The organism is Variovorax sp. J2P1-31, assembly GCF_030317215.1.
Classification (GTDB): Bacteria; Pseudomonadota; Gammaproteobacteria; order Burkholderiales; family Burkholderiaceae_C; genus Variovorax.
Window position 1 is genome coordinate 1,707,541 of record NZ_JASZYA010000002.1, and the last position, 23,430, is coordinate 1,730,970.

The 23,430-nt window shown below is 71.1% G+C and carries 25 protein-coding genes; 12 read left to right on the forward strand and 13 right to left on the reverse strand.

Features of this window, described 5'->3' with window-relative positions; translation table 11 throughout:
• Nucleotides 1-69 precede the first annotated feature (69 nt).
• Nucleotides 70-378 carry a nucleotidyltransferase family protein gene (locus tag QTI20_RS19140; protein WP_286553153.1) on the forward strand — a complete coding sequence of 103 codons (309 nt, stop codon included), beginning with the start codon at nt 70-72 and terminating at the stop codon, nt 376-378.
• A gap of 38 nt (nt 379-416) precedes the next feature.
• Here the strand turns inward: QTI20_RS19140 and QTI20_RS19145 are convergent, their stop codons facing one another.
• The 3 genes from QTI20_RS19145 to QTI20_RS19155 all read right to left on the reverse strand — a co-directional run bounded on the left by QTI20_RS19145 (nt 417) and on the right by QTI20_RS19155 (nt 2,037).
• Nucleotides 417-1,046 carry an FMN-dependent NADH-azoreductase gene (locus QTI20_RS19145; protein WP_286553154.1) on the reverse strand — a complete coding sequence of 210 codons (630 nt, stop codon included), beginning with the start codon at nt 1,044-1,046 and terminating at the stop codon, nt 417-419.
• Nucleotides 1,043-1,528: a GNAT family N-acetyltransferase gene (locus tag QTI20_RS19150; protein WP_286553156.1), complete on the reverse strand. Its 486-nt coding sequence runs from the start codon at nt 1,526-1,528 to the stop codon at nt 1,043-1,045. Before QTI20_RS19150 ends, QTI20_RS19145 begins: the two co-directional genes overlap by 4 nt.
• A 92-nt stretch (nt 1,529-1,620) precedes the next feature.
• Complete coding sequence (locus QTI20_RS19155) at nt 1,621-2,037, reverse strand: DUF1801 domain-containing protein (protein WP_286553157.1); 417 nt, start codon at nt 2,035-2,037, stop codon at nt 1,621-1,623.
• A gap of 170 nt (nt 2,038-2,207) precedes the next feature.
• Between QTI20_RS19155 and QTI20_RS19160 the strand changes: the two genes are divergently transcribed.
• Nucleotides 2,208-2,915, forward strand: coding sequence for a glutathione S-transferase N-terminal domain-containing protein (locus QTI20_RS19160; protein ID WP_286553159.1), 708 nt, complete (start codon nt 2,208-2,210; stop codon nt 2,913-2,915).
• Between the two features lie 74 nt (nt 2,916-2,989).
• Here the strand turns inward: QTI20_RS19160 and katE are convergent, their stop codons facing one another.
• Entirely contained in the window at nt 2,990-5,167 is a 2,178-nt protein-coding gene (katE, locus tag QTI20_RS19165) for a catalase HPII (RefSeq protein ID WP_286553161.1), read from the reverse strand.
• A gap of 49 nt (nt 5,168-5,216) precedes the next feature.
• Nucleotides 5,217-5,363, reverse strand: coding sequence for a hypothetical protein (locus QTI20_RS19170; RefSeq protein ID WP_286553162.1), 147 nt, complete (start codon nt 5,361-5,363; stop codon nt 5,217-5,219).
• 270 nt (nt 5,364-5,633) lie between these two features.
• Between QTI20_RS19170 and QTI20_RS19175 the strand changes: the two genes are divergently transcribed.
• On the forward strand, nt 5,634-6,452 hold the full coding sequence (locus tag QTI20_RS19175) for a transglutaminase-like domain-containing protein (RefSeq protein WP_286553163.1): 819 nt from the start codon (nt 5,634-5,636) through the stop codon (nt 6,450-6,452).
• A 6-nt stretch (nt 6,453-6,458) separates the two neighbouring features.
• Here the strand turns inward: QTI20_RS19175 and ligD are convergent, their stop codons facing one another.
• The 3 genes from ligD to QTI20_RS19190 all read right to left on the reverse strand — a co-directional run bounded on the left by ligD (nt 6,459) and on the right by QTI20_RS19190 (nt 11,000).
• The gene (gene ligD / locus QTI20_RS19180) at nt 6,459-8,975 is read right to left on the reverse strand and encodes a DNA ligase D (RefSeq protein WP_286553165.1); all 2,517 of its coding nucleotides are present in this window, start codon (nt 8,973-8,975) and stop codon (nt 6,459-6,461) included.
• 14 nt (nt 8,976-8,989) lie between these two features.
• The gene (ku, locus tag QTI20_RS19185; RefSeq protein WP_286553166.1) at nt 8,990-9,943 is read right to left on the reverse strand and encodes a non-homologous end joining protein Ku; all 954 of its coding nucleotides are present in this window, start codon (nt 9,941-9,943) and stop codon (nt 8,990-8,992) included.
• A gap of 91 nt (nt 9,944-10,034) precedes the next feature.
• Nucleotides 10,035-11,000: a succinylglutamate desuccinylase/aspartoacylase family protein gene (locus QTI20_RS19190; RefSeq protein ID WP_503011428.1), complete on the reverse strand. Its 966-nt coding sequence runs from the start codon at nt 10,998-11,000 to the stop codon at nt 10,035-10,037.
• A gap of 92 nt (nt 11,001-11,092) precedes the next feature.
• Between QTI20_RS19190 and QTI20_RS19195 the strand changes: the two genes are divergently transcribed.
• A complete protein-coding gene (locus tag QTI20_RS19195) occupies nt 11,093-11,335 on the forward strand; it encodes a hypothetical protein (RefSeq protein WP_286553170.1) in 243 nt (80 codons plus the stop codon).
• On the opposite strand, the gene QTI20_RS19200 is transcribed toward QTI20_RS19195, so the two are convergent.
• Nucleotides 11,325-12,137 carry an SDR family NAD(P)-dependent oxidoreductase gene (locus QTI20_RS19200; RefSeq protein WP_286553171.1) on the reverse strand — a complete coding sequence of 271 codons (813 nt, stop codon included), beginning with the start codon at nt 12,135-12,137 and terminating at the stop codon, nt 11,325-11,327. The two genes, QTI20_RS19195 and QTI20_RS19200, sit on opposite strands and share 11 nt — an antisense overlap.
• Before the next feature lie 94 nt (nt 12,138-12,231).
• On the opposite strand from QTI20_RS19200, the gene QTI20_RS19205 reads away from it, so the two are divergent.
• Nucleotides 12,232-13,176 carry a GlxA family transcriptional regulator gene (locus QTI20_RS19205; protein WP_286553172.1) on the forward strand — a complete coding sequence of 315 codons (945 nt, stop codon included), beginning with the start codon at nt 12,232-12,234 and terminating at the stop codon, nt 13,174-13,176.
• A gap of 4 nt (nt 13,177-13,180) precedes the next feature.
• Here QTI20_RS19205 and rpe read toward each other — a convergent pair whose 3' ends face one another.
• Entirely contained in the window at nt 13,181-13,867 is a 687-nt protein-coding gene (rpe, locus tag QTI20_RS19210) for a ribulose-phosphate 3-epimerase (protein ID WP_286553174.1), read from the reverse strand.
• A 50-nt stretch (nt 13,868-13,917) separates the two neighbouring features.
• Between rpe and apaG the strand changes: the two genes are divergently transcribed.
• The 5 genes from apaG to thiL are packed head-to-tail and all read left to right on the forward strand — an operon-like array spanning nt 13,918 to nt 19,770.
• Entirely contained in the window at nt 13,918-14,313 is a 396-nt protein-coding gene (apaG, locus tag QTI20_RS19215; protein WP_286553177.1) for a Co2+/Mg2+ efflux facilitator ApaG/CorD, read from the forward strand.
• Between the two features lie 21 nt (nt 14,314-14,334).
• Nucleotides 14,335-16,314 carry a transporter-like protein TlpB gene (tlpB, locus tag QTI20_RS19220; protein ID WP_286553178.1) on the forward strand — a complete coding sequence of 660 codons (1,980 nt, stop codon included), beginning with the start codon at nt 14,335-14,337 and terminating at the stop codon, nt 16,312-16,314.
• Nucleotides 16,311-17,594 (forward strand): cation:proton antiporter, encoded by a 1,284-nt coding sequence (locus tag QTI20_RS19225; RefSeq protein WP_286553179.1) that lies wholly within the window; start codon nt 16,311-16,313, stop codon nt 17,592-17,594. Before tlpB ends, QTI20_RS19225 begins: the two co-directional genes overlap by 4 nt.
• A complete protein-coding gene (locus tag QTI20_RS19230) occupies nt 17,591-18,778 on the forward strand; it encodes a YbdK family carboxylate-amine ligase (protein ID WP_286553181.1) in 1,188 nt (395 codons plus the stop codon). Before QTI20_RS19225 ends, QTI20_RS19230 begins: the two co-directional genes overlap by 4 nt.
• Nucleotides 18,778-19,770, forward strand: a complete 993-nt coding sequence (gene thiL / locus QTI20_RS19235) for a thiamine-phosphate kinase (RefSeq protein WP_286553474.1) — start codon at nt 18,778-18,780, stop codon at nt 19,768-19,770. Before QTI20_RS19230 ends, thiL begins: the two co-directional genes overlap by 1 nt.
• Here the strand turns inward: thiL and QTI20_RS19240 are convergent.
• From QTI20_RS19240 to QTI20_RS19250, 3 genes are read right to left on the reverse strand one after another with little or no spacing between them, the layout of a single operon-like run.
• A complete protein-coding gene (locus tag QTI20_RS19240; protein ID WP_286553182.1) occupies nt 19,758-20,105 on the reverse strand; it encodes a tetratricopeptide repeat protein in 348 nt (115 codons plus the stop codon). The two genes, thiL and QTI20_RS19240, sit on opposite strands and share 13 nt — an antisense overlap.
• Nucleotides 20,102-20,587, reverse strand: coding sequence for a DUF2165 family protein (locus tag QTI20_RS19245; protein WP_286553184.1), 486 nt, complete (start codon nt 20,585-20,587; stop codon nt 20,102-20,104). Before QTI20_RS19245 ends, QTI20_RS19240 begins: the two co-directional genes overlap by 4 nt.
• Nucleotides 20,584-22,047, reverse strand: a complete 1,464-nt coding sequence (locus tag QTI20_RS19250; protein WP_286553185.1) for an MFS transporter — start codon at nt 22,045-22,047, stop codon at nt 20,584-20,586. The genes QTI20_RS19245 and QTI20_RS19250 overlap by 4 nt, the downstream gene beginning before the upstream one ends.
• A 91-nt stretch (nt 22,048-22,138) precedes the next feature.
• Between QTI20_RS19250 and QTI20_RS19255 the strand changes: the two genes are divergently transcribed.
• Nucleotides 22,139-22,831, forward strand: coding sequence for a helix-turn-helix transcriptional regulator (locus tag QTI20_RS19255; RefSeq protein ID WP_286553187.1), 693 nt, complete (start codon nt 22,139-22,141; stop codon nt 22,829-22,831).
• Nucleotides 22,832-22,857: 26 nt separating this feature from the next.
• Entirely contained in the window at nt 22,858-23,409 is a 552-nt protein-coding gene (locus tag QTI20_RS19260) for a phosphatidylglycerophosphatase A family protein (RefSeq protein ID WP_286553476.1), read from the forward strand.
• The last annotated feature ends 21 nt before the right edge of the window (nt 23,410-23,430 follow it).

A 23,430-nucleotide genomic window follows, 5' to 3' on the forward strand; every position in this document is an offset into this window, starting at 1 on the left:
ATGGCGTGCGGTGAGGCGTGCCTTGCGGCCGTGTCACCGATGCCAGGCCTGGCGCACTAAACTTGCGCCATGCACCCCGCCATCGCCAGACACCGCGCCGGCATCTCCGCCATCTGCCAACGCTATCGAATCCGTCGACTCGACGTGTTCGGTTCCGCGGCGCGGGCCGAGGACTTCGATGCGGACCACAGCGATGCGGACTTCCTGGTGGAGTTCGCGCCGGACACCGTCGTCGATCTCGACACCTTCTTCGGCGCCAAGGCAGACCTGGAGAAGCTGCTGGGACGCGGCGTGGACCTGGTCGAGCCCGGGGCCATCCGCAATCCCTTCGTGCTGGCCAGCATCAACCGCAGCCGCGAGTCTGTCGATGCAGCGTGATCCACGCGCATTTCGATGAATGTGCGGGGATTGGCGACTCAGTCCAGCAGCGCCATTTTCTGCAAAGGGAGTTGAGCGTCGAGCAACGCCGCCGCCCCGCGCCACTCCTCCGCCACCGCCGTCTCCCCCCGCACCATCCCCTGCAGCGCAAAGAAGTGCAGGCTGCGCAGGCCGATGGTGGCCAGCGCCGCCTTGAGGTAGGGCGTGAGGAAATCCGGCTGGCGCGCATGTTCGCCCAGGTAGAGGCCACCCGAGGCCACCGCCACGTACACCGGCCGGTCGGGCAGCAGGCCCTGCTTGCCTTCGGGCGTGGGCACGAAGGTGCGGCCGATGCGCAGCACGTGGTCGATCCAGGCCTTGAGCGAGGACGGCACGGTGTAGTTGTGCATCGGCGTGCCGATGACGACGGCGTCGGCCTGTTCGAGCTCGGCGATCAGGTGGTCGGAGCGCGCCAGCGAGCCCGGCGCCGCCACGTCGGGCCGGGCACCGGCCAAGGTGTAGGCGTAGTCGCTGTCGACCTGCGGCAGCGGCACGCTGGCGAGGTCGCGCACGAGCACCTCGGCCTCGGGGTGGCTTGCCATCAGGCGCTCGACGATCCGCGAAGAGAAACGCGTGCTGTGCGAGCCCTCGGCGCGCGGGCTGCAGACGATGTGCAGGATCTTCTTCATGCCGCGGCTCCGGCCGTGCCCAGCGTGCGGCCGAAGCGGATCGCCTCGGTCAGCAGGCCCTGGCGGAAATAGAAACGCTGGGCCAGCGCGTTCGACAGGCCGGTGTCGAGCACGAAGCGCACGCAGCCGGCCTCGTCCGCGATGCGCGTGGTGGCCTCGATCAGGCGTGCGCCCCATTGCGTGCCGCGTGCCGCTTCGTCGGTGACCAGGTCGTCGACGTAGAGGAAACGGCCGCCATAGACCAGGTTCTCCTGCAACCGGTAGCCGGCCAGCGCGCGCGGGCTGTCGCCCTGCCAGACGGCGAGCAGGCGGTAGCTGTCGTCCTGCATGCGGCGCACGCGGGCGATGAAGTCGTCGGGGCCCTGCAGGTGCGGTCGCAGCTGCTGCATCACGGGCCAGCAGGCGCGCAGTTCGGCATCGGTCTCGGCATGGCGCAGGGCGGCGTCGATCGGTCGGGGGGAAAGAGGGGTGGCTTGGGTCATGCAGCGACTCTAGGCAGCCGGGTCCGGGCGCGGTAGAGCCAAGAACGCGCTTTCGCGACTGGGCCATGGCGGCGCAGGAGCGCGCGGCCAGCTCAGGCGCTGCGCTTTTTCGCGGGCTTCGGCTTGACGGACGACGCATTGAGCGCCACCGCCTCACCCACCAGCGCCTTGAACGCCGCCGCATCGACCTGCTCGCCCTCGGCGATGTCGATCGCGCGGCGCACGTTCCCGTCGAGGCTGGCGTTGAACAGCCGCGCCGGGTCCGCGAGCGAGGCACCTTTGGCGAAGGTGAGCTTCACGACCTTCTTGTAGGACTCTCCCGTGCAGAGGATGCCGTCGTGCGACCACACCGGCGTGCCCCGCCATTTCATTTCCTCGACCACCGCCGGGTCGGCCTCGTGGATCAGCTGGCGCATGCGCGCCAGCGTCTGGCCGCGCCAATCGGCAAGCTCGGCGATGCGCTGGTCGATGCGCACCGAGGCGCTCGGGTCGGGGTCCGGATTGGTCATGGGGTCTCCTGCGGGCAAGGGGCGAACACGTGGGCGCGATGGTACGGCGCCCACCGCCACGGCTGCAAAACCCCGGCCGGGACGAAACACCGGCGGCCATGCAGAATTCGACACAGCAGCAGCGCCCACCGCTGCCTCCGGCTCCTTTCTTCCTGCCCCGTGCGCACACCATGACCATCGATCTCTCCGCCTTTCCCATCACGCAGAAGTGGCCCGCCCAGCATCCGGAGCGCCTGCAGCTCTACTCGCTGCCCACGCCCAACGGCGTGAAGGTCTCGATCCTGCTGGAGGAACTCAGCCTGCCCTACGAGCCGCACCTGGTGAGCTTCGAGACCAACGACCAGCTGTCGCCGGCCTTCCTCTCGCTGAACCCGAACAACAAGATCCCCGCGATCATCGACCCGGACGGCCCCGGCGGAAAGCCGCTCGCGCTGTTCGAGTCGGGCGCGATCCTGTTCTACCTGGCGGAGAAGACCGGGCGCTTCCTGCCCGCCGATGCGGCCGGCCGCTACGAAGCGCTGCAGTGGGTGATGTTCCAGATGGGCGGCATCGGCCCGATGTTCGGCCAGCTCGGTTTCTTCCACAAGTTCGCCGGCAAGGCTTACGAGGACAAGCGCCCGCGCGACCGCTACGTGGCCGAATCGAAGCGGCTGCTGGGCGTGCTCGAACAACGCCTCGCGGGCCGCGACTGGCTCCTGGGCGCCGACTACAGCATCGCCGACATCGCGACCTTCCCGTGGGTGCGCAACCTGATCGGCTTCTACGAAGCGCGCGAACTGGTGGGTTTCGAGAACTTCCCCCACGTGAACCGCGTGCTCGAGGCCTTCGTGGCCCGGCCCGCCGTCGTCAGGGGCCTGGGGATTCCGGCACGGGGCTGAGCGCGGCCCTCCGCTGAAACGAAAAGGGACGCCAGCCGGCGTCCCTTTTTTTGATCGAGAGACGGTCAGCCCGCTCAGGCCGGTACCGCCTCCACGCCCGTCCGGTCCCAATGCCGGTGCTTGGCGATCGCCGCCACGAAGCTCGCGGCGATGTCGGTGGCCGCGGTGGTGTCGCCCAGGTTGGTGACCGGCGTCGCCGCCACCACCACGCCGGCCGGCGCGGCCGAGTCCGCCGTGACGCCCAGCGTGGCCAGCAGCTGCACGCCCTCGCCCACCGCGCAGATCGCCTTGCAGTGCTTGAAGGCTTCGAGCACGAAATGCACCGCGTCGCCGTTCAGCGCCATGGCTGCGGCGCCCTCCTTGCCGGCCGGCAGCAGCACCGCATCGAACATCACCGAGGGCATGTTGGCGAAAGTGGCGTCGACGTCGATCTGGCGCTTCGAGGCGCTGGCCACCGTGCCCAGGCGCGGGCCGACGACCTTGCAGGTCGCGCCGGCATGCTCCAGCGCCTCGCGGATCGGCTTGAGCGAGGCGGAGTCCACGCCATCGGCCACCAGGATCGCGATCTTGCGGGTCTTGATCGAGCCGTCGCCGCTGTCGACCATGCGCAGCGCGGGCGACTCCTCGATGGCCGAGGCGATGCGGTGGTCGCGGAAGCCCGGCCGGCCGGCCGCGGCCTTGGCGTCGGGAGCGCCGATGCCCAGCGGCTCGGCCACGCGCCGCGCCAGCTTCTCGTCGACGTGCGCGAGGTTGTCCACCATGCGCTGGCGGATCGCCGGCACCTCGAGCTTCGACAACTCGAAGCGGAAGGCCGCGACGATGTGTTCCTTCTCGGCCGTGCTCTGGCTGTTGAAGAACAGCCGCGCCTGCGTGAAGTGGTCGTCGAAGGAGGCGCTGCGGCGCCGCACCTTGGGCGCCTCGATGGCCTCCGGGTACGACTGGAAACCGCCGCTCTCGCCATCGACGCGGTACTCCGCGCCGGTGGCCAGCGTGTTGGGTTCGTAGGCGACCTGGCCGCGCGCGATGGTCTGGCGGTGCATGCCGTCGCGCTGGAAGTTGTGGAAGGGGCACACCGCCTTGTTGATCGGCAGCTCGTGGAAGTTGGCACCGCCCAGCCGCGAGATCTGCGTGTCGGTGTACGAGAACAGCCGGCCCTGCAGCAGCGGATCGTTGCTGAAGTCGATGCCCGGCACCACATGGCCCGGGTGGAAGGCCACCTGCTCGGTCTCGGCGAAGAAGTTGTCGGGGTTGCGGTCGAGCACCAGCCGGCCGATCTTCTGCACCGGCACCAGTTCCTCGGGGATCAGCTTGGTCGGGTCGAGCAGGTCGAAGCCCAGCGAGTGCTCCTTGTCCTGCGGGATCATCTGCACGCCCAGCTCCCACTCCGGGAAGTCGCCGTTCTCGATCGCGTCCCAGAGGTCGCGCCGATGGAAGTCGGCGTCCTTGCCGGCGATCTTCTGCGCCTCGTCCCAGGCCAGGCCGTGCACGCCCAGCTTGGGCTTCCAGTGGAACTTGACGAAGTGCGATTCGCCGCGCGCGTTGACGAAGCGGAAGGTGTGGACGCCGAAGCCTTCCATCATCCGGTAGCTGCGCGGGATGGCGCGGTCGCTCATGGCCCACATCAGCATGTGGGTGGTCTCGGGCATCAGCGAGGCGAAGTCCCAGAAGGTGTCGTGCGCGCTCGCGGCCTGCGGCATCGCATGGTGAGGTTCGGGCTTGACCGCATGGATCAGGTCGGGGAACTTCATCGCGTCCTGGATGAAGAACACCGGGATGTTGTTGCCCACCAGGTCGTAGTTGCCTTCACGGGTGTAGAACTTGACCGCGAAGCCGCGCACGTCGCGCACCGTGTCGGCCGAACCGCGTTCGCCGGCCACGGTCGAGAAGCGCACGAAAACGGGCGTCTTCTGGGCCGGGTCCTGCAGGAAATCGGCGCAGGTGAACTGCGACATCGACTTGTAGACCTCGAAGTAGCCGTGGGCCGCCGAACCGCGCGCATGCACGGCGCGTTCGGGAATGCGTTCGTGGTCGAAGTGGGTGATCTTCTCGCGGAGGATGAAGTCCTCCAGCAGCGTCGGGCCGCGCACACCCGCCTTGAGCGAGTTGTGGTTGTCGGGAATGTGCAGACCCTGGTTGGTCGTGAGCTGCGCCGCGCCCTCCTGGGTGAAGCCCGCCAGCTGCATCTGCTTGCCGTTCGGGCCGTCGCCGGCCTTCGGACGGCGGTTGGCCGCAGCCCTGTTTCTTGGGGTCATTCCGAATCCTCGGGATCGTGGGTAAGGCGCCTCACGGCGCGAAAAAAACTCAGTTGGCTTCTGCGTCGAGGACGATGTCCAGCGCATTCACCAACGCGACGAGGCCGATGGTGCCGGCCAGCGCCGCCACCGACCAGATCAGGAACTCGTCCATGAAGGGGCTGTTCAGCAGGTCGACCAGCGTGGAAAGCACCATGTTTTTGCCTCGTTTGAATGAAGGTCGTCGACGATCACATCGACCCGATGAGCGTAGGGCCGCGCGCGTGCCGACCCCGTAGTGGCCGCGCGCTCGGGTCTGTAGGTGCACAGGGGCGGATCCGGTAGGCGTGCACCGACGCAGCGCTTTCCGCCTACGCCATGACGGGCTGCCGTGGGGCGCGCGGATGCGTCCGCCGCTACCATGGTTCGCAGCGGGCACCGAACATGCTTCAGCATTCCCACCACTCCACTCTTGCGAAGCGACGCCATGCTCATCCAGATCGGCTATGACATCGAAATCGGCGTCAGCGCGCCTACCGCGCTCCTCTACATGCTGCAGATCCATCCCTCGCGCGCGGCGGACATCCAGACGGGCGAGCACATCACGATCAGCCCGCCGCTGCGCACCGACCATTTCCAGGACAGCTTCCACAACCATTGCGCGCGCGTGCATGTGCCCGAAGGCGTGCAGAGCGTGCGCCTGCGCAACCACGCGGTGGTGTACGACCCGGGCTGGCACGATCCGGTCGACTACGGCGCCGTCGGCCACGCGCCGGCCGACCTGCCCGTGGCCACCCTGCCCTTCGTGCTGCCCAGCCGCTATTGCGAGGTCGACAGCGAACTGCTGGCCTTCGCCTGGGCCCAGTTCGGCGGCGTCGCGCCGGGCTGGCACCGGGTGCAGGCGATCTGCGACTTCGTGCACAACCACCTGCGCTTCGACTACCAGCAGGCGCGCGCCACGCGCACCGCGCTCGAGGGCTACCGCGAGCGCGTCGGCGTGTGCCGCGACTTCACGCACCTGGCGATCACGCTGTGCCGCTGCATGAACATCCCGGCGCGCTACGTGACCGGCTACCTGGGCGACATCGGCATCCCGCCCGTGCCCTACCCGATGGACTTCAGCGCCTGGTTCGAGGTCTACCTGGGCGACCGCTGGCACACCTTCGACGCGCGCCACAACACGCCGCGCATCGGCCGCATCGTGATCGCGCGCGGCCGCGATGCCGCCGACGTGCCGATCACCATGGTCTTCGGCGCCAACACGCTGCAGCGCTTCGAGGTCACGACCTTCGAAGTGACGGGTTGAGGCCGGTCAGGCGGGCGCGTCGGGGACGAAGCCCACCACCTTCATCGGTGCGGCCAGGCCCTTGCGTCCGCGCTCCCAGTCGGCCCAGGGCATGTTGCCCACCGCGAAGCGCTCCGGCGCCGAGCGCAGGTTCCAGTGCGCACCCGAGCGCAGCGTCGGCAGCTCGTCCCAGGCCACCGGCACCGACACGCCCATTCCCGGGCGGGCGCGCACCGACCAGGCGCTCACGGTGGTCGCGCCGAAGCCGTTGCGCAGGTAGTCGACGAAGATCTTGCCCACGCGGTTGCGCGGACCGCTCTTGGCCACGAAGCGGTCGGGAATGGTCCGGGCCAGGTGCAGCACCAGCGCCTGCGAGAAGGCCTTGACCGCGTCCCAGCCGTAGTGGCGGCGGATCGGCACCACCACGTGCAGGCCCTTGCCGCCGCTGGTCTTGAGGAAGCCGACCAGCCCCACCTCCTCGAGCAGCGTGCGCGCCAGCAGCGCGGCCTCCTGCATGCGCTCCCAGGGCACGCCCTCGCCGGGGTCGAGGTCGAAAGTCATGCGGTCGGGCTGGCCGATGGCCTTCGACACCGCGTTCCAGGTGTGGAACTCCACCACGTTGAGTTGCGTGGCCGACAGCAGCCCTTCGCCGCGGTCGATCTGCAGCAGCGGATCGTGGTCGCGGTCGAGCGCGGGGTCGAGCAGCGTGATGCCCGGCATCTCGGTGCCCTTGGCATGCTTCTGGAAGAACAGCTCGCCGCCGATGCCCTCGGGCGCGCGCACCAGCGACACCGGCCGTCCCTGCAGGTGCGGCAGGATCAGCGGCGTGGCCTGGGCGTAGTAGTCGACCAGCTCGCCCTTGGTCACGCCGCTCTCGGCGTCGATCACGCGCTCGGCGTTGGTGATGCGCGGCATCCTGGCCGCGGCGCTGTTCGTCTTCGTTGTCTTCTTCGTCATGGCACCGTCCTTGGCGGGCGCCACCGCGACCGCCTGTTCCCGCGTGATCTGGCGCGCCGGCTTGTCGCTGCGCAGGCCCTGGAAGACGCTGTGGCGCACCCGATGCTCGCGCGTCCATTCGCCGAAGGACACCTCGGCCACCAGCTGCGGCCTGACCCAGTGCGCCTTCACCGTGCGCGGCACGCCGTGCGCGCCCTCGGCGAAAGGCGAATGCGCGGTCGCGAGCGCGTCGAGCTTCGCCTTGATGTCCGTGAGCCGCTCGCCGTCGAAGCCCGTGCCCACGTTGCCGCAATAGCGCAGCGCGCCGTCGGCGTCGTGCACGCCCAGCAGCAAGGCGCCGAAGCCCGCGCGCGAACCCTTGGGTTCGGTGTAGCCGCCGATCACGAATTCCTGGCGCTGCTGGCTCTTGAGCTTGATCCAGTCGGGCGAGCGGCGCGAGACATAGCCCGAACCGCGCCGCTTGCCGATCAGCCCCTCGAAGCCCAGCGCGCTGACCGAAGCCAGCAGGTCGCGCGGCGGCGCATCGAAGGCCTCGCTGAAGCGCAGGCGCGGCGCCAGGTCGTCGGTCAACAAGGGGGCCAGGCGCTCGCGCCGCTGCTCGACCGGCAAGGCGCGCAGGTCCTCGCCGTCGAGCCAGGGCGCATCGAAGATCCAGTAGACGATCGAGGCGGTCGAGCGATGGTCGAAGGCGTTCTGCAGCGCCTGGAAGTCGGGCCTGTCGTGCGCGTCCTGCACCACGATCTCGCCGTCGAGCCAGGCCGAGCGCAGCTCGAGGCCGGCCAGCGCGCGCGCCAGCTCGGGCAGCTTGGCGGTCCAGTCGTGGCCGTTGCGGGTGAAGCAGCGCACCGTGCCCTTCTCGATCCGGGTCAGCAGCCGGTAACCGTCGAACTTGAGTTCCCAGAGCCATTCCTGCGGCGTGGGCGGGGGCGCCGTGGCCAGGGTGGCGAGCTGGGGCGCGAAGTTTTCCGGGAGCGCTGTCTCCGTCGCGCGGCGCCGGCTGGCGGCCTTCTTCGCGGCGGGCGCGGGCTTGGACCGGGCCGCCGCGATCACGCTGTCGGGCAGGGCCTCGGTCACGTCGTAGTCGTCGAGCGGTCGTGCCGCATCGTCCTTCTCCTTGATCAGCAGCCAGGCCTCCTGCTTCTCTCCCTTGCCCTTCATGCGCACCAGCGTCCAGTGGCCCTGCAGCTTCTCGCCCTGGAGCGAGAACTTGAGCTTGCCCGCGGCCAACGCCGCGCGCGCGTCGCCCTCGGCCTGCCAGGTGCCGCGGTCCCAGACGATCACCGTGCCCGCGCCGTACTGGCCCGGCGGGATCGTGCCCTCGAAGCCGCCGTACGACAGCGGATGGTCCTCGACCAGTACCGCCATGCGCTTGACCTGCGGATCGAGGCAGGGGCCCTTGGGCACGGCCCAGCTCTTGAGCGTGCCGTCGAGCTCGAGCCGGAAGTCGTAGTGCAGCCGGCTCGCGTGGTGTTTCTGAACCACGAAGGACAGCACGCCCTTGCCTGCCTTGCCGCCCGTGCGCGGCTCGGGCGTCTTGCTGAAGTCGCGCTTGCGGTGGTAGTGCGCGAGCGCCTCCTTCGCACCCATGGCGGCTCCGCGTCTCAGGCCGCGCGGCGGCGGGCCGGGGCCTTCTTGGCCGGGGCGGCCTTGCGCGCGGGCTTCTTGCGCGCGGCCGTCTTCGCGGCAGGCGCTTCTTCCTCGTCGTCCTCGGATGGCGCGGCCGCCGCCTTGGCACCCTTGCGCAGGCTGCGCTGCAGCAGTTCGGTGAGGTCGATGATCTTCGCGCTGCCGCGGCCGTCTTCCTCGGCCGCCTCGGGCTGGGTCACGGTCTCGGTGTCGCCCGCCGCCACCTTGCGGTCGACCAGTCGCATGATCTCGTCCTTGAACGAGTCCTTGAATTCGTCGGGATCCCAGTCCGAACTCATGTCCTTAACCAGCTCCCCCGCCATCTTGAGCTCGCGCTCGGTCAGGCCCGCGGCCTTGGCGCCCTCGGCCGGCAGGGGCAGGTCCTTCCAGGGCCGGATGTCCGCGCCCCAGCGCAGCAGGTTGAGCACCAGCCCGGGCCCGGCCGGCACCAGCACCGCCAGGTGCTGCTTGGTCTGGATCACCACGCGCGCGATGCCGACCCGGCCGGTGCGCTGCAAGGTCTCGCGCAGCAGCGCATAGACCTTGGCGCCGCGGTTGATCGGCGCCACGTAGTAGGGGCGCTCCAGATAGACGAAGGGGATGCTGTCGGCCGGCACGAAGGTCTCGATCTCCACCGTCTGCGTGGTCTTGGGGTAGGCGGCGGCGATCTCGGCATCGGTCAGCACCACGTACTGGCCGTCTTCGTAGGCGATGCCCTTGACGATCTGCTCGCGCGCGATCTCCTTGCCGGTCTTCTTGTTGACCCGCTTGTAGCCCACCGGGTCCATGGTGCGCTTGTCGAGCCAGTCGAAGTCGATGCTGTGGTCGGTGGTGGCCGAATAGAGCGCAACCGGGATGTGCACCAGCCCGAAGCTGATCGCGCCTTTCCAGAGCACACGGGGGGTCGACGATTTGGCGGCAGCAGGCATGGCGGGATTCCTCCAGCCTGCAAACTAGCCCGGCGCTTCCGCCGCGCATGTAGGAACCCGGCCTCCCCCGTCGTGGGGGGGCGCCGATGCGCTAGAGGCTGCGCTCGCTCGCCACCGCGAAGTAGAACCACTCGGTGCCGGGCAGCGCCTCGGTGTTCGGAAACACCAGGAAGCCGTCGCGCTCGGCGCGCAGCACGCTGCCGTCGGCGCGCACGCCGATGGCCTCGCCCTGCGCCACCGCGTCGAAGGTGGCCCATTCGCGCACGAACTGGTCGTCTTCATGGGCGCGGTCGGTCACGCTGACCAGCCGCAGCAGCACGGGCTGTGGCGGTGCCACCGGGGCCGGCGCATCGACCATGCCGAGCAGGCGAAGCGCCGAATGGATGGCCGCATGGGCCACCTCGGGCGCGGCCGGGTCGGTGTGCTGTCCGCATTCGAGCGTGACGCCGTAGCCGCCCTGGCTGCGCATGTACTCGTTGGTGCCCCAGCCGAAGGCCAGCGCCGCCTCGTCGGCCGGCTGGCCGCCCGCGCGCTGCGCCAGGCCCGCGGCATAGATGTCCAGCCAGCCCTCGACCACGCGCGGCGTGCCGATGTGCAGCGCCAGCTGGCCTTCCTCGAAGGCGCGCGCAAAGGGCTCGAGCGTGCCGGCGTTGTCGCGCGGGCCGATCATCGAGAAAGCCTCGCCCGCGCTCTGGAAGGAATGCAGGTCGAGCAGCACCTCGTGGCGCGCGAGCAGCGGGCACAGCAGGTTGGTGAGCCGCGCCTCGTGGTCGGGCGGCGCCTCGCTGGGCCGGAAGGAGCGGTTGAGGTTGCGCTCGCCCTCGCGCCGCAGCAGGCGGCGCGCCAGCGGATTGGCCACCGGCACCAGCGTGAGTTCGCCCCGCGCCAGCCGCAACGCGCCGCCGTCGAGTTCGGCCCGCAGGCGCTCGATGCCCACGGTGCCGCAGGTCTCGTCGCCGTGCACGCCGCCGAGCACGATCAGCCGGGGGCCGGGCTCGGTCGAGACGAAGCTGTGGATGCGGAGAAGGTCGTCGGGCGGAAATGAAGGCATCGCCAGCGATCCTACAGCGCGCGGCTGGGCGGTCCTACCGGGCTTTTCCGAGGACCGGGCCATAACCGAGCCACAGGCGAAAGCCCAAGGAGCACCGCATGACCGCCACGAAGAAGACCCCGCAGAAGCCCGAGGACGGCAAGACCCGCGCAGCGCAGGACGGCGAATCCGCGCCGCGCCTGCCGCACGAACGCGACGAGTCCTCCGACAGCCAGCGCAACAGCGACGGCACCGCCACCGATGTGGGCAAGCGGGCCCATGACGACGTGGAGCGCGGCGCGGTCGACACCGACCGCGGCCCGGTGACGGACCGCGTCTACAACGACAAGGTCAAGCGCTGAGCGCCACGCCGTAGCGCTCGGCCGGCGTCGGGCGCGACAGGTTCGGGCCCAGCGCGCGGCGGGCCGCGTCGGCGCGTTCCCAGTCCGCCACGTCGGGCAGCGAGGGGATGGTGATCAGTTCGCGCTGGTCGAAGCCGGCCAGCGCGGCGTCGACCATGTCCTCGGCGGACATCACGATGCCTTCGGGCAGGTGCTCCACCGGCACGCCCGCGATGCGCCAGAAGTCGGTGTGCGTGGCGCCAGGCAGCACGGCCTGCACCTGCACGCCCTTGTCGCCCACCTCGTGGTGCAGCGACTGGCTCAGGTTCACCACGAAGGCCTTGCTGCCGCTGTAGACCCCGTTGAGCAGCTCGGGCGCCAGCGCCACGATCGACGCGATGTTGATCACCGCGCCCTGTCCGCGCGCCACGAAGCCCGGCACGGCCGCGCGCGTGAGCCGCGTCAGCGCCAGCACGTTGAGCAGCAGCATCGCGTCGAGCGACTCGGGCGTCGATTGCACCAGCGGCGCGGTCGCGCCCACGCCGGCGTTGTTGACCAGCAGCGAGATGCCGACGTCGCTGTCGAGCCTGGCCTCGACGCGGCGCAGGTCGGCCGTCTGCGTGAGGTCGGCCACCAGCACCTCGACCTCGACGCCGTGCGCGGCCTTCATGCGCGCCGCGAGTTCGGCCAGGCGCGTCGCATCGCGCGCCACCAGCACCAGCGGATGGCCGCGGCGGGCGAGCCGGTCGGCGTAGACGGCGCCGATGCCCGACGAGGCACCGGTGATCAGGGCCTTGCCCAGCGGGGTTGCGGAAGTGTTCATGAGAGATGTCCTTGAGCGGTCGGGATTGACAAGGCTCTATTGGCTCATCTAGGCTCATGTCCTGAAAGTCATTTAACCCTCGTTTCAGGACATCATGCGCCGCATCGCCATCGTCGTCTTCCCGGGCTTCCAGGTGCTCGACCTGGTGGTGGTGTCGGTGTTCGAGCTGGCCAACCAGCAGCTGGCGCGCCCGGCCTACGAGGTGGGCGTGGTGTCGGAACACGGCGGCGCGGTGCTCAGTTCGTCGGGCGTGCGCGTCGAGAGCGCGCCCTTCGGCCGCGCCCGTTTCGACACCGTGATGGTCACGGGCGCGATGACGCCCGAGCCCTCCCCGCCCGGCCTGCTGGCCTTCCTGCGGCGCGCGCTGGCCTCGTCGCGCCGGCTGGCGAGCATCTGCACCGGCGCCTTCATCCTGGCCGAGGCCGGCGTGCTCGACGGCCGCCGCGCGACCACGCACTGGCATTTCGCGCAGGCGCTGCAGCGCGCCCACCCGGCCATCCACCTCGAGCCCGACCGGATCTTCGTCAACGACGGCTCGGTCTGGACCTCGGCCGGCATGACGGCCTGCATCGACCTCTCGCTCGCGCTGGTCGAGGAGGACCTGGGGGTGGAGGTGGCGCGCGCGGTGGCACGCAAGATGGTGGTCTACCACCGGCGCACCGGCGGGCAGTCGCAGTTCTCGGCGCTGCTGGACATGGCACCGGCTTCGGACCGCATCCAGACCGCGCTGGCCTATGCGAAGAAGAACCTGCGCCAGCGCCTGTCGGTCGACGACCTGGCGGCCGCGGCCAACCTGAGCCCGCGCCAGTTCAGCCGGGCCTTCAGCGCGGAGACCGGCCAGTCGCCCGCGCGCGCGGTCGAGAAGCTGCGCGTCGAGGCCGCGCGCGAACTGCTCGAAGAAGGCCGGCACCCGATCGAGTCGGTCGCCGCGATGGCCGGCTTCGGCGACCCGGAGCGCATGCGCCGGGCTTTCCTGCGCACCATGGGGCAGCCGCCGCAGGCCGTGCGGCGCACCGCCCGGCAGCACGCCGCGGCCTGAAGGCTCAGCCCGCCAGGTTGGCGCGCATGGTGGAGATCACGCCGGCGTAGTCCTTGGCGTTGAAGATCGCGCTGCCGGCCACGAAGGTGTCGGCGCCGGCCGAGGCCACGCGCGCGATGTTCTCGGCCTTGATGCCGCCGTCGACCTCGAGCCGGATGTCGCGCCCGCTCTGCTCGATGCGCTTGCGCGCCAGTTCGATCTTGCGCAGCGCCGAATCGATGAAGCTCTGGCCGCCGAAACCCGGGTTCACGCTCATGATCAGGATCAGGTCGATGTCGTCGATCGCCCAGTCGAGCGCCTCGAGGCCGGCGCCCGGGTTGAACACCAGGCCCGGCTTGCAGCCCGCGGCGCGGATCGCCTGGATGCTGCGGTGCACGTGCGGCGAGGCGTCGGGGTGGAAGCTGATGTAGTCGGCGCCCGCCTGCGCGAAGGCCGCGGCCAGCGCGTCGACCGGCTGGATCATCAGGTGCACGTCGATGGGCACGGGCGTGCCGTCGGGCTTCTTGGCGTGCGGCTTGAGGGCCTGGCACACCATCGGTCCGAAGGTGAGGTTGGGGACGTAGTGGTTGTCCATCACGTCGAAATGGATCCAGTCGGCGCCGGCAGCGATCACGTCGCCGACTTCGGCACCCAGGCGGGCGAAGTCGGCGGACAGGATCGAGGGCGCGATGCGGTAGGTGGGGCTGCTCATGCCCGGGATTGTCGCAGCGTGGCGCCGGAGCCAACAGTTACCATTCGCGCATGTCCCAGTCCCCCATGAGCGTCCAGGTCGAGCCGCGCTACCTCCCCGAGCAATCCTCGCCGGACGACCACGTCTACACCTTCTCCTACACCATCACCGTGACCAACGTCGGCAAGGTCGCGGCCCAGCTGATCGCGCGCCACTGGCTGATCAACGACACCTCGGGCCATGCCCAGGAGGTCAAGGGCCTGGGCGTGATCGGCCAGCAGCCGCTGCTGGCGCCCGGCGAATCCTTCCGCTACACCAGCGGCTGCCGGCTGCAGGCCGCCAGCGGCACCATGCACGGCAGCTTCTTCGTGGTGGACGAGCACGGCGGACGCCACGACGTGCCGGTGCCGCTGTTCCTGCTGGAAGCCCACACCGACGGCGCGCCCGCGGCGCGCGTGCTGCACTAAGCCCGGCGCCCCGCCTCCAGGATGCGCGCCCAGAGCGATCTGTCGACGCTGCTCGCCCGACTCGATCCGGCGGCCGGCACACCCGAGCGCCACGTCTGGCTGATCGACCTGTTCGACTGGCTGCGCGGCGAGCGCGGCACGCCCCAGGCCGCCGCCGCGCGCGTGCGGCTGCTGCTCGACGCCGTCGACGGCCGCCCCGCGCTGCGCGAACGCGTGCGGGCCTGGTGGTCGGCCTTCACGCGCGACGTGGACCTCACGGCCCTGCTGGCCGACCACGGCTTCGCGCCGCGCACCGCCTTCCTCAGCGAACTCAGCGAACGCCTGCGCCGCAAGCTGCTGCCCGGCACGCCCGAGACCACCGACGCTTCGGAACTGTTCCGCATGGTGCTGCCCGGCGACTTCGACGCGCGCTGGATCGCGCTGCTCGACGAGGCCACGCTGGCGCGCGTGGGCGCACTGCTGGCCGACGGGCCGGACGCCCCGGTGGATGAAGACATCCCGCGCTGGCGCCACACCGTGATGGACGCCATCACCTACTGCAGCAGCCAGGTGGTCGCGGCCGGTTTCTCGCCCGAGCTGCGGCTGCGCATGAGCGACCCGGTGCGGCAGTCGCGCCCCTTCCACACGCTGATGTCCAGCCTGGACGATCTGCGCGACGAGATGTTCCGCGTGCCGCGCGACGAGGCCGCGCTGCAGGCCGCCTACCTCGCCTTTCGCGACCGGCTCGACGCCTGCCGGCTGGGCGCGTCCTCGGTCTACACCCATCTCGAGGACCACGGCATCTCGGTGGGCCTGGTGTTCCGGCTGCGCCAATTGCGCGAGCGCGTGCTGCGCATCCGCGAACTGCTGGATTGCCTGATGACCCCCGCGCCGCAGGCCAGCGTGGCACGCCTGGTCGGCAAGCTGGTCACGGCCGGCGGCGAGCGCAGCAGCATCCGCGCGCTGATCGCCTCCAACTCCTCGATGCTCGCGGCCAAGGTCACCGAGCGCAGCGCCGAGGCCGGCGAGCACTACATCACGCGCGACCGCGGCGCCTACGCGCAGATGGTGCGCAAGGCCGCGGGCGGCGGCGCGCTGACCTCGGTCACGGTGCTGCTCAAGTTCGCCATCCTGGCGCTCGGGCTCTCGGCCTTCTGGGGGGGGCTGGCGGCCGGCCTGATGTATGCGGCCAGCTTCGTCGCGATCCAGCTGCTGCACCTGACGCTGGCCACCAAGCAGCCCGCGATGACCGCGCCGGCCATGGCCGCCAAGCTGCGCGACCTGAAGTCCGAGGGCGCGGTCGATGCCTTCGTCGACGAGGTCACGCACCTGGTGCGCTCGCAGGTGGCGGCGGTGCTGGGCAACGTGCTGGTCGTGGTGCCGGTGGTGCTGGCGATCGTGGTGGCGGCGCAGCAGTTGCTGGGCATCGCGCCGCTCGACGCGGTGCACGCGGTCGACGTGCTGCACGGCCTGTCGCTCGCGGGCCCGACCGCACTCTACGCGGCCTTCACCGGCCTGCTGCTGTTCGCGTCCAGCATCGTGGCCGGCTGGACCGAAAACGCCTTTGTCCTGCATCGCCTGGACTCGGCGATGCGTTACAACCCCCGCATCGGCGCCTTCCTCGGCGCCGCCCGTGCCCGCCGCTGGGCCGACTTCATGCGCACACACATCTCCGGTTTCGCCTCGAACATCTCGCTGGGCCTCATGCTGGGCCTGGTGCCGGCGTTCGCGGCCTTCTTCGGCGTCGGGCTGGACGTGCGCCACGTCACGCTCTCGGCCGGCCAGATCGCGGCCGCGGCCGGCGCGCTCGGCCCGGCCGCGCTGCAGCTGCCCGCGCTGTGGTGGGCGGTCGCGGCCGTGCCGCTGATCGGCGCGCTCAACGTGAGCGTGAGCTTCTACTTCGCCTTCCGCCTCGCGCTGCGGGCCCACAGCGTGAACGCCGTCGACCGCGCGCGCATCCGTTCCGCGATCTGGGCCCGCTGGCGCAGCCGGCCCGCCAGCTTCTTCGTGCCTGCCCGATGACCTCTTTCATTCCCGCCGACCTCCTGGGCTTCTGGGCCGAATGGGTGCGCCCCTCGGCCGGCCTGCCGACCGTGCTGTGGTCGCTGCTGATCGCCGCGGCCGCGGCCTCCGGCCACCTGGTGCAACGCTACATGGGCCTGCCCAAGGTGGTGGGCTACGCCATCGTCGGCACACTGGTCGGCCTGGCCGGCTTCGAAGGCGCGGTCTGGCCGCTGCAGGGCATCAGCCTGTTCCTGCTCGAGCTGGGCGTGGCCATCGTGCTGTTCGAGGCCGGCGGCCGGCTGCCGCTGCGCTGGTTCCGCCACAACCCGATGCTGCTGCTGCAGAGCCTGCTCGAATCGGCCCTGACCTACTTCGGCGTGTTCTGGACGCTGCACTGGCTGGGCGTGCCCGACCCGGTGGCCAACCCGGTGGCGCTGATCGCCATCGTCGCCTCGCCGGCCGTGCTGAGCCGGGTGGTGATGGACACCGGCGCCTCGGGCCCGGTGACCGAGCGCGCGCTCACGCTGGCCACGCTCAACACCTTCTATGCGCTGGCCCTGGGCTATGCGCAGGCCGGCCTGCTCGAACGCGGCCCGGCCGGGCTGATCAGCAAGCTCTACCCGGTGCTGGTGGTGCTGGGCGTGTCCTTCGTGGTGGGCGCGGTGCTGGCCCTGGCCATGCGCTCGGCGCTGCGGGTCATGAGCCCGACCAGCGAGAACACCTCGATCCTGCTGCTCGCGCTGATCGGCGCGGGCGCCGCGCTGGCCGCCCACTTCGGCGGTGCCGCGCCGCTGGCCGCGCTGATCGGCGGCATCCTGCTCAAGCAGCTCAATCCCAAGCCCTGGGCCTGGCCGCGCCAGCTGGGCACCGCGGCCTCGCTGCTGACCATGCTGATGTTCGTGCTGGTGTCGATCGTGGCCGCGCAGGGCGACTGGAGCATGCCGGTGGCCAGCCTGGTGCTGGCCGTGATCGGCGTGCGCCTGGTGGCCAAGATCGCCGGCGTGGCGATCGCCAACAAGGGCAGCGGCACCAGCTGGAAGCAGGCCTTCTGGGTCGGCTGCGCGATGTCGCCGCTGTCGTCGATCGCGCTGCTGATCGCCTCCAACTTCGCCAGCGCCTCGCCGCTGCTGGGCGCGATGATCACGCAGATCACGCTGCCCGCGATCCTGCTGATGGAGGTGCTGGGCGCGGTGCTCGCCACCGTGGCCGTCCATGCTTCGGGCGAGAGCCACCGGCCCTGGGCACCCGAAGCCTTCACCCGCCCCGAGGAACGCGACACGAGGGACACCCAACGATGAGCACGCAAACCCCTTCGTCCGGTGCGGCGCCTTCGCTGCCGGCCGACCGCAGCGTCAAGCTCGAGCGCTTCAACAAGTCCGTGGCGCTGTCGCTGGGCGTGGAGCTCGAGCTGCAGCTGGTCAACACCAACGACTACGACCTCGCGCCCTATGCCGAGGACATGCTGCGCCTGATGGCGCAGACCCCGCTGCCCGGCAGCGTGGTGCCCGAGATGACCTCGAGCATGATCGAGATCTCGACCGACATCTGCCATTCGGCGCAGGACGTGATCGACCAGCTCACGCCGATCCGCGACGCGCTGGTGAAGAACGCCGACAAGCTCAACATCGCGGTGCTGGGCGGCGGCACGCACGCCTTCCAGCAGTGGCACGAGCAGCGCATCTACGACAAGCCGCGCTTTCGCGAGCTGTCGGAGCTTTACGGCTACCTGAGCAAGCAGTTCACCATCTTCGGCCAGCATGTGCACATCGGCTGCCCCGATGCCGACGCGGCGCTGCTGATGCTGCACCGCATGTCGCGCTACATCCCGCACTTCATCGCGCTGTCGGCCTCCTCGCCCTACGTGCAGGGGCAGGACACGCAGTTCGACTCGGCCCGGCTCAACTCGGTGTTCGCCTTCCCGCTCTCGGGCCGCGCGCCCTTCACCCTGTCGTGGAAGGAGTTCGAGAACTACTTCGAGCGCATGACCCGCACCGGCGTGGTCCGCAGCATGAAGGACTTCTACTGGGACATCCGGCCCAAGCCCGAGTTCGGCACCATCGAGATCCGCGTGTTCGACACGCCGCTGACGGTCGAGCGCGCGGCCGCGCTCGCGGGCTACGTGCAGTCGCTGGGCGCCTGGTTCCTGCAGGAGCAGCCCTTCACGCCGACCGAGGACGACTACCTGGTCTACACCTACAACCGCTTCCAGGCCTGCCGCTTCGGGCTCGACGCGGTCTACGTCGACCCCGCCACCGGCCAGCACATGCCGCTGCGCGAGCACATCCTGATGACCATGACGCAGCTCGAATGGCACAGCGAGGCGATCAACGCGAGCCGCTCGATCGCGCAGCTGCGCACCGACGTCGAGGCCGGCCAGAACGATGCGCGCTGGCTGCGCGAGAAGCAGTCGAGGGAGAAGCTGCTGGCCGAGGTGGTGCGCCAGGCCGCGCTGCGCTTCCGCAACCCGCCGAAGTGGCCATGATGGGTGAGTTCGACCTGATCGCGCGCTACTTCACGCGCCCGGCGCAGGGCCGCGCGGCCACCGGCGCGGCCGGCGCCGTGGTGCTCGGCGTGGGCGACGACTGCGCGCTGCTGCAGCCCGCGCCCGGCATGCAGCTGGCCGTGTCGACCGACATGCTGGTCGAGGGCCGGCACTTCCTGTCCACCGTCGACCCCGCGCGGCTGGGCCACAAGTCGCTGGCCGTGAACCTCAGCGACTTGGCCGCCTGCGGCGCGCGGCCGCTGGCCTTCACGCTGGCGCTGTCGCTGCCCTCGGTCGACGAAGGCTGGCTCGACGGCTTCTCGCGCGGCCTGTTCGCGCTGGCCGACGAACACGGCTGCGCGCTGGTGGGCGGCGACACCACGCGCGGCCCGCTCAACATCTGCATCACGGTCTTCGGCGAAGTGCCCCGGGGCGGCGCGCTGCTGCGCTCGGGTGCCAAGGCCGGCGACGACCTCTGGGTCAGCGGCACGCTGGGCGATGCGCGGCTGGCGCTCGAAGTGTTCCGCGGCACGCTCGAACTGCCAGCCGAACTGTTCGCGCTGGCGCGCGCGCGCATGGAAACGCCCGCGCCCCGCGTGGCGCTGGGCCAGGCGCTGCGCGGCATCGCCAGCGCGGCGGCCGACGTGAGCGACGGCCTGCTGGGCGACCTGTCGCACATCCTGCGCGCCAGCGGTGTGGGCGCGGTGGTCGATGCCGATGCCGCGGCCGGCTGCATCGCGGCCCGGGCCCATCCGGCCTTCGACCTCGGCGACGAACTGCAGCGGCTGTGCGCGCTCTCGGGCGGCGACGACTACGAGCTGGTGTTCACCGCGCCGGCCACGGCACGGGAGGCCGTGGCCCAGGCCGGCCGCGCGAGCGCCACCGCGGTGACGCGCATCGGCCGCATCGAGGTCGCGCCCGGCGTGCGCATCGTCGACGCGGCGCGCGCGCCGGTCGAACAGCGCTTCACTTCATTCGATCACTTCGTGTGAGCCGTTGAAGCAGGCGGCTGCAGACGCTTGAGCCGCACCGCGAGCTCGCGTTCCAGCTGGCGCTCGCCCTGCCGTTGCGCGGCGTCCAGCGCCTGCGCGAAGGCCTCGGCCGCCACCGCGGGCTCGCCCTGCTCCAACGCGATCAGCCCGCGCAGGCGGCCCGCGGCCGCGAAGCCCGGCTGGTGCCGCAGCGCCTGCTCGACATGGCCGCGCGCGCGCTCGAGTTCGCCGCGCCGCTGGCAGGCCAGCGCCAGGCCCATGCGCAGCAGCGCGTTGTCGGTGCCCTTGGCCAGCAGCTTTTCGAGCGCTTCCGGCGCGGGGCCGCCGGCCGTCATGCGGCCCCGCCGAAGTGCAGCACGCCGAAGGCCGCGAGGATCCACAGCAGCAGCAGGAAGTGCGTCTGCTGCAGCGCCTCCTGCCGGATCCAGTAGGCCGTCGCGAGGCCGCCCAGCAGCATCGCCAGCACCGCGGCCGAGAGCGCAGCCAGGCCCAGGTCGAACCAGGGCAGCGCCGGCACGCGCGTGCCCTGCGCGGCCCACAGCACGCAGCCGGTCCACAGCGCGGCCGCGGCAATGCACTGCAGCAGCACCACGCCGACCAGGCCCAGCCGGTGCAGCACCGGCGAGCGGATCGCGCGGCGGCGCAGGGGCGTGTCGATGGCCGGGGCCTCGGCCAGCGGCGCCATCGACAGCGTGCGGCCGACCGCGGCCGCCGCGCCCCGGAAATCCTGGACGTTGTTGATCACCGCGAGGCTGGCCCAGAGCGCGAGCCCCAGCGCCTGCGTGGCGGCGAAGAGCGCGGTGGCGTCGAGGCTCATGCGGTGCCCCGCGTCGCGCGCCGGGCCAGCAGGGCGGCCGCCAGCGGCGCCAGCGCGAAGCTGGCGAAGAGCCACAACGCCGCCGACTGCGCGCCGGCCACGCCGCCGGGCGCGCTGAGCCCGGCGGCATTGGCCACCAGGCCGGCGATGGCCGCGCCCACCGCCATGCCGTAGAGCTGCACCGTGGTGATCGAGGCCGAGGCGATGCCCTCCTCGCCCTGGGGGGCCAGCGCCATCACGCGCGTCAGCAGGTGCGGCCAGCCGATGCCCACGCCCAGGCCGACCGCGCTGAGCGCCAGTGCCATCAGCGCCAGCGTCGGGCCGGCCGCCAGCGCGCCGCTGGTGGGCACTACCCAGGCCAGCACGCCCAGGCCCAGCGCCGACAGCACCGGCCCGAGGCGCAGCAGGCGGTCGGCGGCCGCGCCCTGGCGCCCCGACGAACCCAGCGAGCCCACGCTCCAGCCCGCCGCCATCGCGGCCGTGAGGTAGCCCGCGGCCAGCGGACTGTGGCCCTGCAGCAGCTGCAGGAAATAGGGCACGAAGATCTCGGTGGTGGTGCCGACCAGCAGCAGCGCGATGGCCGCGTAGATCGCGCCCAGCGGCCGGCCCAGCGCATAGGCGCCGGTGGGCAGCAGGCGCACCGTGGCGCGCCGGTCCCAGCGGCTGGCCAGCCAGCCCAGCGCCAGGCCGACCGCCACCGCGACCGCCTGCGCCGCCAGCGAGTCCAGCAGCCCGCCCGCGGCGATCGCCAGCACCGACAGCGCCAGCAGCGCGATCTGCGGCGCCGGCACGCGCGGCATGGTGGCGGGCCGCTGGTGCTGCACGCCGGCCCGCGGCGACAGCTGCCAGCTCACCAGCAGGCCCTGCAGCACGGCCAGCGGCAGCAGCGACCAGAAGGCCCAGCGCCAGTGGCCGGACTGCGCGAACAGCCCACCGACTGCGGGACCACACAGCGTCGCCACGCCCCACATGCCCGAGACCAGCGCCACCGCGCGCGGCCACAGCCGCGGTTCGAACACCCGGCCGATCAGCGCGTAGCTCAGGGCCGCGAGGACGCCCCCGCCCAGGCCCTGCACGGTGCGGCCGGCCAGCAGCCAGGGCATGGCCAGCGCGGTCGCGCAGCCGACCGAACCGGCGGCGAACACCGCCAGCGCGGCCAGGCAGGCGCCGCGCGGGCCCAGCGCGGCCAGCAGGCGCACCGACAGGGCCGCGCCGACGATCGAGCCGACCACGAACAGCGTGGTGCTCCAGGCGTACCAGTCGAGGCCGCCGATCTCGCGCACCACCGAGGGCAGCACGGTGGTCACGATGTGCACGTTGACGGCATGCAGCGCGACGCCGCCGGTCAGCGCCAGCGCGCGCCAGCCGTTGCGGCCGGTGAAGAGTTCGGACCAGCCGGCGGTGATGTCGGGGGTGGAGGGCGAAGGCGCGGCATCCACCGCGGAGGCTTGTGAGCTCATGTGTCGTGGCCGGGCGGCCGGCGTTATTATCCAAGTCAGGTCTTGGATATTAGACTTGCCCAGACGATTAAACAAGTAAATACTTGCATAAATGGAAGCCGACCCCGCCGCCACCGCCGACCGCCTGCTGTTCGCGCTGAAGACGCACGGCCCGCGCGCGACCGCCGCCCTCGCCGCCGAACTGGCGATCACCGGCGAGGCCGCGCGCCAGCAGCTGCAGAAGCTGCAGGCCGCCGGACTGGTCGAGGCCCGGCTGCAGCCGCAGGCCGGCGCCGGCCGCCCACGCAGCCACTGGGCGCTGACGGCCGCGGGCCATGCGCGCTTTCCGGACGCGCATGCGCAGCTCACGGTGCAGCTGCTGGCCACGGTGCGCGAGGTCTTCGGCGAGCCCGGGCTCGAACGCCTGATCGCCGCCCGCGAACAGGCCACGCGCACCGCCTACCTGCAGGCCTGCGAGGGCATCGAGGCGCTCGAGCCCCGGCTGCGCCGGCTGGCCGCGCTGCGCGACGGCGAGGGCTACATGGCGCGCGTCGAACGCGAGGGCGCCGACTGGCTGCTGATCGAGGACCACTGCCCGATCTGCGCCGCCGCCAGCAGCTGCCTGGGCTTCTGCCGCTCCGAGCTCGAGGTGTTCCGCGAGGTCGCCGGGCCGCGCGGCGCGCTGCGGCGCGAGGAGCACCTGATCGCGGGTGCGCGGCGCTGCGTCTACCGCATCACACCGATCACGCCGATCGCACCGGTCGAGGCGCAGCCGGCGCCCAAGATGCGCGACACTGCGGGGTGATGTCCACCGCACCCGAATCCGGCGCCATGCCGACCGCCTTCCCCGCCCCGCCCGCCACCGCGCCGGTCCGCGCGAGCTTCCGCTTCATGCTCTCGCACCCCGCGCACGTCATCGCGCTGGGCTTCGGCTCGGGCCTGCCCCGCTGGGCGCCGGGCACCGTGGGCACGCTGTGGGCCTGGGTCGCCTTCCTCGTGATGCAGCTCTGGCTCTCGCCCGCCACCATCGGCTGGGTGATCCTGGCCTCGCTGCCGATCGGCTGGTGGGCCTGCACCGTGACCGCGCGCCACATGAACGTGGCCGACCCGAGCGCGGTCGTGTGGGACGAGGTGGTGGCCTTCTGGCTGATCCTCTGGCTGGTCACGCCGGCCGGCTTCTGGGGCCAGTTCGCGGCCTTCGCGCTGTTCCGCGTGTTCGACGCCGTCAAGCGCGGCCCGGTGGGCTGGGCCGACGCCCTGTGCAAGCAGAAGAACGCCACGCCCCAGACCATGCGCTGGAGCCTGGCCGGCTTCGGCATCATCTTCGACGACCTGGTGGCCGCCTTCTGCACGCTGGTGGTGATCGCGCTGTGGCGCGGCTGATGAGACCGGTCACCCGCCCGT